Source organism: Eggerthella sp., assembly GCF_048329335.1.
Classification (GTDB): Bacteria; Actinomycetota; Coriobacteriia; order Coriobacteriales; family Eggerthellaceae; genus Eggerthella; species Eggerthella lenta.
Genome location: NZ_DBFEGU010000169.1, coordinates 1 through 13,687 on the forward strand (window position 1 = coordinate 1; position 13,687 = coordinate 13,687).

The window sequence follows — 13,687 nt, forward strand, 5'->3', positions numbered from 1 at the left end:
GCTTCGACGAGAGCCTTACGCCCTCCCTCGACGAGGAGGCGCTCGTCGCCTGGACGAAACAGCTCGAAACCGCATGCGACACCGTGGGAACCGAGCGCACCTACACGCGCCCCGACGGCAAGGTGATCACGGTGGCGGGCGGCCCGTACGGCTGGCTGACCGACGGCGAAGCGCTGCTCGAACTCGTGAAGGAAGGCGTGGCGAACGGAACCGTCGGCGCAGTGGACATCCCCTGCAAAACCACCGGCACCGCGTACAACGGCGCAGGCGCGCAGGACTGGTCGGCGCGCTACTGCGACATCGACCTCTCCGAGCAGCACGTGCGCTTCTACGATGAAACCGGCACGCTGATCTGGGAAGCCCCCTGCGTCAGCGGCACGCCGAACGGCGCGCACAACACCCCCACGGGCGTGTTCTGGCTCAACCAGAAAGCAAGCCCGTCGGTGCTGAAAGGCACGAACCTCGACGGCTCGAAGTACGAATCCGCTGTGCGCTACTGGATGCCGTTCGTCGGCAACGTCATCGGCCTGCACGACGCCGACTGGCAAGCCGCGTTCGGCGGCACATTGTACCAGCAGGGCCGCGGCAGCCACGGCTGCGTGAACCTCCCCGTCGGATCGGCCGCCGACCTCTTCGGCATCATCCAGTCCGGCGACGTCGTGGTCTGCCACTGGTAAGGGCGAACGCGGAATGTCGAAAACGAAGCCGGTTCTGCAAGTTTTTCGACTTTGTGGCACGCTTGACGATGAACGACCAGGGGTTTCTCATCAACGCTTCGAGGTGCTTCGTCATCCCGTCTTTCCGCAAAAGCAAAATGCCTGATGAGGGCTTCGGTCTTTCGAGGAAGCTTGCCACAAAGTCGAAAAACTTGCAGAACCGGCTCGGAAACCGACCGGCCGGCTCCAACGCGGATGCTCGATGGCGGATTGCCGCCCGCCGCTCAGCCCGCGTTCACCGTCGCTCGATGCCCGGATCGCCGCCACGCAACCCCATCAGCCCGATCGCTCCGCAACGAAACAGCCCCGCCAACCGGAGGAGGGGGTTCCGGTAGGCGGGGCTTGGGCACAGCGCTCCCGAGCGAAGAGGGAGAGGAAGCGCTTACCTCTCGAAAATGTCTGATCCCCGCATGCGAAGGCGCATGGTGTCCACCATCTGCTGGGCGGTGCCCAACTCGACCGGCCGCGGCGCCATAGCGTAGCGATGCACCGCGCCTTCAAGCAAGTACGCAGGGCGAACCTCGTCGAGCAGCTCGATGGCGTTCTCGGGGCATACGTCGCGGCAGCTGCCGCACTTCACGCATTCGCCGGGATAGTGGTAGACGCCCAGCGTTCCGTCGTCGTTGTCGAATTTGCGGATGGCGCCCGTCGGGCAGAACGCCGCGCACATGCGGCACGACGAGCACGCACGACCGTCGATCACCACGCAGCCCCACAGGCGCGTCGCAACGCTGGGCAGTACGGGCTGACCCAGCTGCGCCAGATTGTCCAACAGCGCCTCGCGCCGATCGGGAACGAAATGAGGCAACGTGCCGTCCTTCATAACACGCGGAAGCGCAACGGGGGCCGCAGCCCCAGGAACAGCCGGCGAAACCGCCATGCGCTCGTTGCCGCGGCGCTCGGCGAAGTACGCCGCCACGGCAGCCGCCGCCTCATCGGCGTCAACGCACTCGGCGCAGGCGCCGGCAGGCACGCCTTCGACCACCTGCACCCGAGCATCGCTTCCCCAGGCTTCGAACAAGGCGTTGGACGTTGCGGCCACCAGGCGCGCCGTGGCAACGCCGTGCTCCTGCTCGCAACGCGAGCAGTCGCCGCATGCAAGCCGGATCCGGCGTACGCCTTCAACCGCAAGCCCGCTGGTCAGCGACTCGTCCACACGTCCCAAGCACACCACGTTCGCCACATGGCCTTCGTCGAGCAACCCGCCCGCCGCACGCCGCAGCTGCTCGCACGCCACCACCACTTCGTCGCCAACCCGCGCGCTCAGGCACGCTTGAGCAAGCTGTGCGTCGCTGGGGTTGCGCGCTTCCAGCGCGCTCGTGGGGCACACGGTCGCGCACGTGCCGCATCCGACGCACTTCGCCGCATCCACCCGCAGCTCGCCTTCCACCAGCGCGATACAGCCCGACGTGCATGCGTCGGCGCACTTCAAGCACGCGACGTTGCGGTTGCGCACCTTCGCGCACCGCTCCTGGTGCACCACGATGGCCTCGCTGGACACCCCGTCCAGCACGCCCATGATGCTCCGGTTCGACCGCGATCGCTCACTCGCGCGCCCGTCCATCACTCGGCCGTCTTCTCGTCGATGTCGGCCAGCACGACTGTGCTTGCCTGAGGGCCCGCACCCTTCTTCACCAAAAACGGCATGCTGACCGCCTTCGCCGGACACGCGTCCACACAGGCCCGGCATCGCGTGCAGTCGGCCAGAGTGCGCTCGCCGAAATCGGGATGCCGCAAGTTGATGTCGGCCTCGCACGCGATGGCGCACTTGCTGCACGCTGCGCCGTTCACCGTCTCCAGGCACTTCGACTCGTCGATGACCGGCCGCCACGTCTTGCTGAAGCGCGACACGAGGTTCATCAGCCCCGCCATCGGGCAGAACCGCGTGCACCACTTGCGCAAGAACACCAGCTCCACCACCAGCAACAGCGGGATGAGCACCACCGACCACGTCATATCGCCCGCCGCGAACAAACGCCACACCACCAGCACGGTGGCGAACGTCAGCCCGATGGGACACACCAGGCAGAACACGGGAAAGCCGAAGACGGCCGTGGACAGCAGCGCGCCGCCTAACACGTAGTGGCGCGAATCCAGCTTCGCACGCACCCCTTTGCACGACGAGCAGCTCCCGCAATCGTGAGAGCACGCGCCGTCGGCCGCTGTCGGAGATCCTTCGACTCGCTTCGCTCGCTCAGAGGATGCCACCGTCTCGCCCAGCTCGCTCTTCGCGATGCCCAGCATCTCCGAGCGCTTCGCCTGCTCAAGCGCCGTGCGCTTCTTGGGCGAGCGGAAGAACCCGCGCACGCGGTCGAGCAGCGGCACAGGACAGATCCAGCCGCAGAACGCGCGGCCCACCGCCAGCACGAGCACCGCCATGATGACGATGGACACCACCGCGCGCGGCACCACGGTCTTGGTGGCGATCATGGTGGCCAGCGCCCCCAACGGGCACAACGCCGAGAAGGTCTCCCAGCCGAAGCCCGAAAGCGTACCCATACTCACGCCCGCGATCAGCCCGGCGGACAGCACGACGAAGACCGCGGCCGCCACGATGGTGCGCAGCTTGTTCGAGTTCATAGCCGCCTCCTATTCCGCCGAATCGATCGGCTTGACGACGATGGCGCGCTCCTGCGCGCCCGACACGATGGATCCCGCCTTCAGCGATACGCACACGCTCTCGCATGCGCCGCACCCGTTGCACTTGTCGGCCAGCACGGACACGTGCGGGTTGGCGCCCTCGCCCGTCAGCTCGATGGCCTCGTAGGGGCACGCGTCGTAGCAGTAACGGCACCCCGTGTCGCGGAATGCAAGGCACTGCGCCTCGTCGATCACGGCCAGACCCAAAAGCGTGTTCTCCGCCGTAGCGCCTGCGGGCAGCGCCAGCGCCTCGGTGGGGCACACCTTCACGCACAACGGCTCCCCGCCGTTCTCATCGGCGCAATAGTCGCAGAAATCGGCGTCGAACTTCAGCGCAGGCGAGCGCATGCCCAGCAGCCCGTCCTCGATATGCGCAGGCACGATGACGCCGCGCGGGCACGCCTCGTAGCACTTCTCGCATCGGATGCACGCCGACACGAGGCGCGCCTCGTCCTGCCCTCCCGGCGGGCGCACCAACGGGTTGTGCCCCGCATAGCGCAGCGCCCCCAATCCCAGCAGCGCCGCCGTGCTTCCCGCGCCGATGAGCAGCGCGCGCCGCGACACGTCCAACGGCCCCTTCGCCCTCTTCGACGAAATCTCGTCCTCTTCGCTCATGTCTCCTCCTTTGCCCACTGGTCCTTATCAGTCAGCGAGGTTTGCTGTGGTGCCACATATCGGCGCGTCGCACGGCCGAGCGCGCGTCGCACGAGAGGGCACGTGCGAAAGCGTCGAGATGGGGTGCCACAGCAGACCGCAGCGTCGGCCCTTCCGTCGTTCGTCAGAACGACGGAACGCCGATGACGAGGCTTCCCTGCCTTGCGAGAAGCGGAGCTGTGCCATTCGAGAAGCCCCGTCCATCACACCTGTTCAAGAGCGCCGGCCGCGCTGAGCGGCGCAACCGACTTGGACGCTCGGACCAAGATCGACCAGAACCTCGGCCCGAGCGCGCCCTTCCGTCTCCTAGTACAAAGCGAAGATGCTGATAGCCACCACGTACAGGATCACGCGCCAGCACAATCCGCCCACGGCAACGCACGCCAGAGCGACGCCCGCGTACGCGGCCAGCTTCTTGCCGGTTTCCACCTTCTTCGCAAGCCACGTCAGCACCAGCGGAGCAACCAGGCCGACGGCCACCGTGCCCAGCCAGAACATCATGGCATTGGCGCCGGCGAAGATGCCGCCCACGATGGACGCGCGGTCCACCATGGCCACGTCGGGCAGCGTCGGATCGAAGTAGTACTGGATGTCGGCCGAGTACAGCCCGGCCGAGCCGTTGATGATGAACGCGTAGGTGAACACGGCGATCAGCTGTAGCGCGCCGCCGGCCAAGGCCACCTTCACGCCCAGGTCCTTCGCGCTGTCATCGTTCGTCAAACCGGCGATGACCAGCGCCGTCAAGCCGCCCATGAACACGGTGTTCGCCAGGTAGTACACCGGCAGCAGCGGGGTGTTCCACGACGGCAGCGACGCCATGAGGTAGCTCATGCCCGTGATCACCGGCAGCGCCAGGCCCACGACGATGGCCAGCACGCCGCACCATTTCGGCGCCATGCCGTCTTCGGCGCGGCGCATCATCAGGAAGTACAGCACCAGCACCGCCGCGAACACGATGCAGCCGATGAACTCCAGCGTGATGCCCGAGGTGATGTGGCCGAAGCCGTTGAAGATGCGCTCCCAATGCTGCAGGTGCATGAACACCGACAGCCCGCCTACCGCCAGCGCCGCCAGCGCCGTGGCCAACGATGCCAGCTGCATCTTCTTGCCCTTGCCCATGACGTTCAGCAGGCCTTGCGCTCCCAGCGCGCCGCCTGCGACGCACAGGAAGAAGGTGAAGAGAATAAGGGGCCATTCAGGATGCATAGTCTACTCCCTCCACTTTCGGCCCTCGCGCATGAGGTACATGAGCTTCGGCTCGTTGCCCGCATCCGCAAGATGGTGGATATCGTTTTCGGTGTACGGCTCGACGTAGTCCTTCAGCTTCACGCGCGTCTGGGTCATCTCCTCGTACTGGCAGCCGGGGCTGTCGGGATGAGCCGGCGCCTCGAAGTTGTCGACGCCCTGATCGAGGTCGCCGAAGAAGCGGGCGCGGGCACCGCACTGGGCCACGCACTGGGGAAGCTCGCCCTGCGAGATGCGCTGCTCGCACAGCGTGCATTTCTCCACGACGCGCTCTTCCTGGTTGAGGTAGCGCACGCCGTACGGGCACGCCATCGCGCAGAACTGGCAACCGATGCACTTCGACTTGTCGATCTGCACCGTGCCGTCCTCGCGGACATGGGACGCTTCCGTGGGGCACACCTTCACGCATTCGGGGTTCTCGCAGTGCTGGCACTGGACGGGAAGGAAGTACATCTCGACGTCCGGGAACGTGCCCGAGCCGCCCTCGATGGGATGCGGTCCGACGCGCAGCGTCTTGATCCAGAACGACCCCACGTCGACGCCGTTGATGGCCTTGCACGCAACCGTGCACGCAAGGCAGCCGGTGCAACGGTTCAAGTCGGTAACGATCGCGTAGTTTGCCATGTGGTGAACCTCCTTCCTTTACATCGATTTCGAATAGGCGCCCAGCGCATCGCCGCCCACGCTGCCGACGGCCAGCTTTCCGCCGCTCATCAGGTCGGGGCTTTGCACGCTCGGCTGGCAGCCGACCGCGGCCATGTTCGCGAACGTGAGCTCCACCTTGGAATCCTCCAGGCGCGGATCGTTCGACAGCCATTCCTTGAGGCGCGGATCGTTTGCGTTCGTGATGACCGGATTGCCTTGCGGATCGCACGGAACCGGGTTGCCATGCGGCGAGTTCTCGGGCGTCGCAGGGTACACGAGCACCGGCACGCCGCGCAGCTGGGACGCGCCGCAAATCCAGCACTGCGCGTACTTGTCCATCGTGCAGTTGATGTTCACCAGCTCGAAGCCGTGCGAAGCGGTGTCGATCTCGGGGTACCACCAGGCGTGGTTCGCGTTGACCGTGCCCTCCTTGATGCCGTAGTACAAGTCCACGACCTCGCGGATGGCGCCCCACGGGCTGCGGATCCAAATCCATTGCCCCTGCTCCAGCCCCAGACGCGCCGCGTCGTTGGGGTTCATCTCCAAACGAGGGCTGGGCCACAGCTCGCGGCACCACGGCAGCTGGCGATGCTCGGAGTGGAAGTACACCGGCTGGCGGGAGCCCGTCGTCATGATGAACGCGCTGTCCGGATGCGCCGTCAGCGCCTCCTTGTACTCCTCCACCAGATGATCGCCCTGATAGTTGTCGTTGATGTAGGCGTCCGACGTCTTGATCTGGTCGACCAGCGAGGCGTCGAAGTACTCGGGATTCGACACGCGCGAGTTCTTCGGCTCCACCCAGTGCGGGAACTTGTCGATGTCGGGGATGTTCGGATCCACCGTGTTCGTGCTGGCGAAGGTAGCCGCGCCGTCGGGGATGTACGTTTCGGCGATGGTGGACCACACCTCCACCTTGGCGGTGGGGGTCATGAAGCCGCACTTCTCGTCGATGGCCGCGTACAGGTTGTAGCCGCCCTGCTGGCGACGGTAGCCCATCTCCCAACGGCGGTACGTGCCCCAACGCTCGGGGTGCCACTTGCGGCAGTCGAACCAGCCTTCTTCCTGGAACTTCGCCGCGTACTGCGGGAAGTCGGGGCCGTCGGGGAACTCCTCGGTCTTCCACCAGTCGGTGGCGTCCTTGAGCACGCGGTACTCCTGCTCCTCGTAGCCGACGTTGCCGCCCATCTGCACGAAGTCGCGGTAGTCCAGGTTGTTCCATTCGTCGTATTCGGGGTCGCGGTTGTTCCACACCACGCCCATGGCCTTGTACAGGCAGATGACGGCAACCGGGTCGTAGATGCAATCGCCCATCGGCTCCACGCAGCGCTGCCCGGCGCCGAAGATGCCGCCCGCGCCCTGCGACACGCGGCCCGTGTTCACCTCGAGCCAGTGCAGCACGGGGATCACGATGTCGGCGCAGCCGTTGTTCGGGCAGGACCACAGGTTGAAGTCCAGCCAGAAGTCCAGGCGGGTGAGCGCCTCCCAAGCCTCCAGCAGGTTGGACTCGTTCATGAAGTCGCCCGACATGCACACGCCGCCGTGGATCTGGTACGGCGTGTCGATGCCGTTGATGGAGTCCCAGATGGCAGCGGAATCGGCCCAGCGGTTCCAGTAGCGCAGCAGCGGGAAGCGCTCGGCGGAAATCTGCTTCTCGTTGCTGTCGAACGACGTCTTGAGCGCCGGCCACGAGCGGCTGGGCTTGTAGGCGCCGCCCTTGCGCTCGGCGATCCAGCGCGCCTCTTCAGCGGTGGGAACCTTGTTGCCGTAGCGCTCGGCCAAGGGCGATTTCTCGTCGATGAGGTACTGCACGAAGTTCTGGATCAGCGGGATCTGGTCTTCCACGGACAGGTCGCGCGGGGTGTTGCCCAGCTCCATGGTGCCCACGTCCAGGCCCCAGTCCTTCGGCTCGTGGTCGGTGACCAGCATGTTGGCGCGGCCGCAGCAGCCGTCCACCTGGGCCTTCGACGAACCGCGGTTGCCGGCGGGCTCGTCGGAGTTGCCGGTGATGCAGGCGATCAGCTGCAGCGCGCGGGTGTTCTGCACCGCGTGGCCCGTCTGGTCGGGAGCCAGCTGGTAGTGGATGCCGCCGTTGCCGTGCAGCGGGTTCAGGCGCGTCGTGTAGATGCGCACGCCCTCCTCGATCTTGTCGACCGGCACCTCGGTGACCTCAGACACGTACTCCAGCGTGTACTGCTCCAGGCTGTCGGAGAACGCCTCCCACACCGTGTCGGCGCTGATGGTGGAGCCGTCCTTCAGCTTCACCTCCACGCCGCCGGGGAACAGCGCCGGGTTCTTGGGCAGCCCGGCCGGGTTCGAGCGCTTGCCGCCCTCGTTGCCCTCGTCCCAGTACGCGTCGTACTGCGCGTCGGCCGGATCGGCGAACTTGGAGGGATCGGGCAGCCAGGCGTCCGCGATGATGGGCTTGTACGGATGCTCGATCCAGGTGCCCGTCGTCGGGATCTTATGCTTCTCGCCCTCCCACTGGCAGGCCTCGGCATCCCAGTACGTAGGCTTGTTGTTGTTCTCGTCCCAGCAGATGAAGCGCTGGTAGCGGCCCTCGTAGTCCCAGTACTGGCCGATCCACTCGGGGTCGCAGTCGGCCTCGGTCAGGATGCGGCTCTCCATGTCGATGCCGCCGTTCATTTCCATGAACCAGCCCTTCGCCGTGCGGCCGTCCTTCTCGGGGTTCCACAAGAACGGGGCGTTCGTCCAACGGCGCACGAACGCGTCGTCGTACGCCTCGTTGTCGAGGATCCACTTGAGCCAACCCAGCGACAGGCACAGGTCGGTGCCCACGCGCAGCGGCAGCCACACGTCGGCTTCCTTGCCCAGCGGCGTCATACGGGGATCCACCAGGATGTGCTTGTAGGCGCGCTGCGAGCAGTCCACCACCGTGCGGTTCGTGGAGTCGTAGTTCGAGTACTCCGACGCGGTGCCCCACTGCACGTACACCAGCGGCCCCTGCTCCACCTCCATCCACGGCGAGCCGATCTCGTCGGTCAAGATGCCGCCGAAGTGGCGCGGGCCCTTGCAGATCTCGTAGGCCAGGTGCGCGTTCGGCGTGGGGAAGATGGACTTCAGCGTGCCGTACGGCGGCTGCGCCCACACGCGCGAGGTTCCGCCCATGGCGAAGTTGGCTTCCCCGCCGTACTTCTCCACGATCTCCTTGAACTTGGCACCCGCCTCGTCGAACGCCTCGGCAAGCGTGATGCGCACCCAACCGGGGTCGTCCTCGCCTTTGGGGTTCGTGCGCTTCATGCAGTAGCGCAGACGATCGGGATGGTACAGAGCCAGCATGGACGACTGCGACTTCGCGCAGCAGTGACCGCGGCTGTGAGCGTTGGACTCGTCGCCCTCGACCTTGATGACCTTGTTGTCCTGAACGGTCACCCACACGCCGCACTCCACCTTGCCGCACGCGCGGCAGCAGGAGCGGATGCGCTTGATCTCGCCCGCTGAGGCGTCTTCACCTTCGGCCAACGCCGTCGAAGGCGTTGCCGCGAAGCCCACCGTGGTTGCCGCGGCAGCCATGGCAGAGGCCTTCAAGAAGCTTCGACGACTCAGTGATAGGTTCGCCATGTGCCCCTCCTCTCTTCCTTTTCTCGCTTCGTTCGTCTCTGCCGGAACCCGGCGCGACCATACGCCGGAACCGGTTTCCCCATTCTAGGAACGGAGCAAAAGCCCAAATCATAAGGGGTGGATGGATGAAACGCGCCGATATCATCCCCAAAGGATTATTTTGCTTTTCGCGCCCAACCTATACTTGATGGCAGCGAAGAGGTTGCCGTTCGCGCCCGTCATCCGGGCGTGCGGCAACGGGAAGAAACCTGTGAACGAAGGAGACTGCCATGGCACAACCGCGTCCGTCATTGACGCTGATCCTCGACCTCGACGAGCGCCTCGACAGCGAGGACGTGCGCCTGGAAATCGACCGCTGCTACTCGTACGTAGGGTCGACGCTGGTGCGCACCCATCCCGCCTGCGACGGCGAGCCGCAGAACATCATGCGCTTCCTCGTGAAGCTGGGCACGCGCCGCTACCTGCGCGCCGAGGACGAGGGCGCCGACGAGCTGTGGAACGACGTTATGGAGCGCTGGTTCTACAACGAGCTGTACAAGGTGAGTAACAACATGCTGATCTACAACCGCCGCCAGCGCGAAGTGGGCAACCCCCAGCTGGTGTTCGACTGGATCGACGTGGAGCTGCAGAACGGCCAGCTGCATGCGCTGCTGCATTGCGACAACGTCAGCGGCATCCGACCCGAGACCAGCGAGCTTCTAACGCAGCTGCGCGCAGCGTACAACGAAGGCGCGCTGGGCGAGGACGTCGTGCGCGCCTACCTGCCCACGCCCGCTTCATACGAGGAGCAGAAGGCCGCCGGACTGGCGGCGAAGGCCGAGCGCGACGCGCAGAAGGCGGCGGAGCTGGCTGCGGCCGAAGAGGAGGCCAGGGCGGCGGCCGCGGCGGCCGAAGCCGCGGCAGAGGAGGCGTTTCTGGAGCTGCCGCGTTTGGCCGACGACACCGCCTCCGAAGAAGAGGCCGAGCCAGTTCTTGAGCCGTTCGCCCTGGACGAGCCCGACTTCGAGGTCGACTACCGCTTGTGGCTGATCGAATACGCCGACGGCAGCACGCGCACGTTCGACTCGCACGCCGGAACCCTCGCGTAACCGAAAAGGAGCCTTACCATGATCGAAGCCATCGCCTCCTTCGACGGGCGCATCGCCAAGGTGCAAGGACCCGCGCGAAGCGGCAAGACCGAAGCGCTCGTTCGGCGTTGCGCCTGCCTCGTGCGCGGCGGCGCCGCCCCGGAAACCATCCTCGTGGAAACGTCGAGCGCCGCAGCGGCTCAGGCGTTCCGCCGTCGGCTTCGCCGCGCGCTCGGCCCCGACCTCCAACACGCCGCCGGCGACGTGCATGTGCGCACCGCGCTCGAAACGTGCGTCGCCGTGCTGGACGCGCCCGCCGCACGCGCCGCCACCGGCCGCGTGCCGCGCCTGCTGAACGATGCGGAGTACAACTTCTTCCTGGAGGATATGAAGACGCTCGGCCAGCCCATCCGCCGTTTGCGCAAAATGCTCGATTTCTTCTATCGCCAGATGAGCGACCTCGAGCCGCGCGACTCCTGGCTCGTGGGCGGCGAAGAGGAAGCCGTGCTGTCCCACCTCGAGCGCGTGCTGGCCTGGCGCGGCGCCATGCTGGCGCAGGAAGCGCCCAGCCTGTGCGCCGCGTACCTGCGCAGCGACGCGGGCGAGGCCGTGCGCGGCAGCTACGCCTACGTGCTGTGCGACGACTTCCAGAACATGAGCCGCGCCGAGCAGACGTGCCTGTGCCTGCTGGCCGACCGCCAGCTCATCGTGTGCGGCAACCCCAACCAGCAGCAGGCCGCACGCACGTCGTTCCCCTGCGCCGAAGGCTTCGTGCAGTTCGACGCGCGCCGCCGCGATGTGGCCGTGTTCACGCTGTCCGGAGCGCACGGCAACCCCGCCATCGCCGGGTTCGCGGACGGCTTGTGCGACCAGGGCGACATGGATCCCGCGTTCAAGGCGAACAACGCAAGTGACGCGCAGACGTCGGACGGCATCATGGCCGTCAAGTGGTCGACGCCAGAAGACGAGCTGGATGGCATCACGAAATACCTGCGCGTTCTGCTCGACGGCGAAGAGGACCTGCACGAGAACCGCACGTGCGTGCTCGTGCCCAGCAAGCGCTGGGCGCTCATGGCGCAGCAGGTGCTCAAGCAGCGCGGTTTCGCCGTGACGCTGGCCGGAGCGTTCTCCCGTTTGGGCGGCGACCCGCGCGACAGCGCCCGCGCCCGCGCGCTCGCGGCGTACACGAAGCTCAACCTGCTGGCCGATCCGCGCGACATGACGGCTTGGCGCAGCTGGTGCGGCTTCGACAACTACCTCACGAACAGCGATGCATGGGGCGGCTTGCAGGCTTTCGCTGAAGAGCGCGGGCTCACGCTCTACGACGCGCTCGCTCTGGCCGACCAGCTGGAAGACGAACCGTTCCTGCGCACGCACGCCCTGGTCGAGCGCTGGCGCGCGGGCCAGGAGCTTATCGCCGCGAACGCCGGGCGCAAGGGCTTCGGCCTGCTGCACGCCATCGGAGCCGACGGCCTGCCCGAGTTCGAGGAGACGGCGCGCGCCCTCGTGGGCGACGAGGATGCGGCAGCGATGTTCGCCCTGCAGCGCGCCAACGTCACCGATCCCGCGCTGCCCGACGATCCGCACGTGCTGCACGTGGCCTCATACGGCGCCCTGTGCGGCGTCGAATACGACAACATCTTCGCCATCGCCGCCGTGGACGGCTTCATGCCGCGGCGCGATGCGTTCGAGGTGATCAGCACCGAGGAAGACCGCGAGCGCATCATGAACGAAGAGCGCCGATCGTTCTACAACAGCGTGTCGAAGGCCAGCAAACTCCTGGTCGTCTCCTATTTCAGCAAAGCGCCGCTCGAGCTTGCCGAGCGTACCAAGATGCAGGTGGTGCGCGTGAAGGCCGAGGGCGACGGCCGCGTGGCCTCGATGCGTCCCACCGCGTTTTTGGCCGAAGCGGGAAACGCCGCCCCTGTCACCACCGGCGGCCAAGCCCTCCTCGCCCAGCACGGGTTGAACTAGCCGCCAACGCGCCGCCGCCCAGCGGCGGCGCGAAGCCGCCTTCGAACCGGCGTTCGGCCGGCCAAGAAGAATCTTCCGACGCGTGGCTACACAGGCTTTCCCTGCCGCATATCTTGCAGCAGCTCTTTCCGCAGCCGGTAGCGCTTCATCATCCAGCTCGCGTCGTTCGGCGGAAGGCGCTTTCCCGTCAACTTCGCCACCGCACGCGCCGCTTCGTCGAACTTCCGCGCGTCGAAGAATTGGTCGGGCGTAATCGAGACCACCGCTACTCCCTGGGAAATCAGCGCGCTGCGACGAGCCGAATCCCGCGTCTCGGCCGCGTTGCCGCTGTGATGCTCGCCGCTGTCGTACTCGACGGCAACGTGCCTCTTTCGCCAATACAGGTCGCATTCGAAGCGTTCGCGCTGAACCAACCCCTTCGTCCGCACCTCGATGCACGCGTTGAGCTCGGGAAGGTCCAAGCCGTATCCGCCGATCATCCGCGACAAGCACAAGGCCATGACCAGGGTCGTCTCCATAGGAGATGCCGACGAGTCCGCGACGAAGCGCAGCGCTCGCAACGCTTTGTTCGACCCGATGCAGCCGCGCGACTTCTCGACGAAGCGCCTGAGCGAGCGAACGTCGGTCAAAGGCGTGCGTTTCCGAAACCCTCGCTTGTCGCCATCGTACGCATATCGCGAGCACAAGAGGCAGCCGTACCGAACAAGCTCGACCAGCGACAGCTCCGTCGCCATCTCCACGAAGGACCGCTCGGGCGAGCTGATGTACAGCCCGTCGCGCAGCCGGACGAAAGATCCAGCCGGAAAACCGGCACTCCACACGTGGCACACGGGGTTGCCCGTCCGCACGCGATCGTTTGCCTGAGCGACCACAACGTGCAGAGGCGTCCCAAACGCATCCAGCTCTCCATCCGTATCCCCCATACGAACGCCGCAGATCGGATGGGCGCGCGAGGGCGTGAGAACCGGCAGCGCATCGCTCACGCGCCAGTACTCGTAGGCAGATCGATATCCGATGAATACGCTCATGGTTGCAGCATACCGAGCAAGCATCGGAATGGCTAGCTATCTTTTTGATCCCTGTGTCCCGAAACAGGAAAAAGAGCCTTCCGTGCAAGTTTTTCGACTTCGTGGCAAAGGACGTCGTTCGCGACCGGGGGTTTAGCCT

At 65.9% G+C, this 13,687-nt stretch carries 10 protein-coding genes; 3 read left to right on the top strand and 7 right to left on the bottom strand.

Features of this window, described 5'->3' with window-relative positions; genetic code table 11:
* Positions 1-677, top strand: a 677-nt coding sequence (locus tag ACMO6A_RS05485; protein ID WP_418470878.1) for a L,D-transpeptidase family protein, incomplete at its 5' end; no start/stop codon positions are given.
* A gap of 421 nt (positions 678-1,098) precedes the next feature.
* Here the strand turns inward: ACMO6A_RS05485 and ACMO6A_RS05490 are convergent.
* The 6 genes from ACMO6A_RS05490 to ACMO6A_RS05515 all read right to left on the bottom strand — a co-directional run bounded on the left by ACMO6A_RS05490 (position 1,099) and on the right by ACMO6A_RS05515 (position 9,479).
* Positions 1,099-2,235 carry a 4Fe-4S binding protein gene (locus ACMO6A_RS05490; RefSeq protein ID WP_229077451.1) on the bottom strand — a complete coding sequence of 379 codons (1,137 nt, stop codon included), beginning with the start codon at positions 2,233-2,235 and terminating at the stop codon, positions 1,099-1,101.
* A 44-nt stretch (positions 2,236-2,279) separates the two neighbouring features.
* The gene (locus ACMO6A_RS05495) at positions 2,280-3,296 is read right to left on the bottom strand and encodes a 4Fe-4S binding protein (protein ID WP_114550060.1); all 1,017 of its coding nucleotides are present in this window, start codon (positions 3,294-3,296) and stop codon (positions 2,280-2,282) included.
* Between the two features lie 9 nt (positions 3,297-3,305).
* Positions 3,306-3,971 carry a 4Fe-4S dicluster domain-containing protein gene (locus tag ACMO6A_RS05500; RefSeq protein WP_114550061.1) on the bottom strand — a complete coding sequence of 222 codons (666 nt, stop codon included), beginning with the start codon at positions 3,969-3,971 and terminating at the stop codon, positions 3,306-3,308.
* 345 nt (positions 3,972-4,316) lie between these two features.
* Positions 4,317-5,216, bottom strand: coding sequence for a dimethyl sulfoxide reductase anchor subunit family protein (locus ACMO6A_RS05505; RefSeq protein ID WP_114550062.1), 900 nt, complete (start codon positions 5,214-5,216; stop codon positions 4,317-4,319).
* Between the two features lie 3 nt (positions 5,217-5,219).
* Positions 5,220-5,879 (bottom strand): 4Fe-4S dicluster domain-containing protein, encoded by a 660-nt coding sequence (locus tag ACMO6A_RS05510; RefSeq protein ID WP_114550063.1) that lies wholly within the window; start codon positions 5,877-5,879, stop codon positions 5,220-5,222.
* 18 nt (positions 5,880-5,897) lie between these two features.
* On the bottom strand, positions 5,898-9,479 hold the full coding sequence (locus ACMO6A_RS05515) for a molybdopterin dinucleotide binding domain-containing protein (RefSeq protein ID WP_273695209.1): 3,582 nt from the start codon (positions 9,477-9,479) through the stop codon (positions 5,898-5,900).
* A 269-nt stretch (positions 9,480-9,748) separates the two neighbouring features.
* On the opposite strand from ACMO6A_RS05515, the gene ACMO6A_RS05520 reads away from it, so the two are divergent.
* Together ACMO6A_RS05520 and ACMO6A_RS05525 are read left to right on the top strand one after the other, a co-directional pair.
* Positions 9,749-10,567 (top strand): hypothetical protein, encoded by an 819-nt coding sequence (locus tag ACMO6A_RS05520; RefSeq protein WP_233671076.1) that lies wholly within the window; start codon positions 9,749-9,751, stop codon positions 10,565-10,567.
* An 18-nt stretch (positions 10,568-10,585) separates the two neighbouring features.
* Positions 10,586-12,520 carry a UvrD-helicase domain-containing protein gene (locus ACMO6A_RS05525; protein ID WP_233671077.1) on the top strand — a complete coding sequence of 645 codons (1,935 nt, stop codon included), beginning with the start codon at positions 10,586-10,588 and terminating at the stop codon, positions 12,518-12,520.
* A gap of 86 nt (positions 12,521-12,606) precedes the next feature.
* Here the strand turns inward: ACMO6A_RS05525 and ACMO6A_RS05530 are convergent, their stop codons facing one another.
* A complete protein-coding gene (locus ACMO6A_RS05530) occupies positions 12,607-13,548 on the bottom strand; it encodes a hypothetical protein (RefSeq protein WP_271804271.1) in 942 nt (313 codons plus the stop codon).
* Between the last annotated feature and the right edge of the window lie 139 nt (positions 13,549-13,687).